The organism is Staphylococcus gallinarum, from assembly GCF_000875895.1.
In the GTDB taxonomy this organism is placed as follows: domain Bacteria; phylum Bacillota; class Bacilli; order Staphylococcales; family Staphylococcaceae; genus Staphylococcus; species Staphylococcus gallinarum.
The window spans coordinates 1-445 of record NZ_JXCF01000209.1; the positions used below are offsets into that span (position 1 = coordinate 1).

Sequence of the window (445 nt, forward strand, 5' to 3'; positions counted from 1 at the left end):
CCTCAAGTAAAGAGGTAAAATTGTTTAGTTTATATAAAAAATTTAAAGGTTTGTTTTATAGCGTTTTATTTTGGCTTTGTATTCTTTCATTTTTTAGTGTATTAAATGAAATGGTTTTAAATGTTTCTTTACCTGATATTGCAAATCATTTTAATACTACTCCTGGAATTACAAACTGGGTAAACACTGCATATATGTTAACTTTTTCGATAGGAACAGCAGTATATGGAAAATTATCTGATTATATAAATATAAAAAAATTGTTAATTATTGGTATTAGTTTGAGCTGTCTTGGTTCATTGATTGCTTTTATTGGTCACAATCACTTTTTTATTTTGATTTTTGGTAGGTTAGTACAAGGAGTAGGATCTGCTGCATTCCCTTCACTGATTATGGTGGTTGTAGCTAGAAATATTACAAGAAAAAAACAAGGCAAAGCCTTTGG

The 445-nt window shown here is 28.3% G+C and carries 1 protein-coding gene; it reads left to right on the forward strand.

Annotation, left to right across the window (positions count from 1 at the left end; genetic code table 11):
• Positions 1-20 precede the first annotated feature (20 nt).
• Positions 21-445, forward strand: a 425-nt coding sequence (locus SH09_RS14095) for an MFS transporter (RefSeq protein WP_042740239.1), incomplete at its 3' end; no start/stop codon positions are given.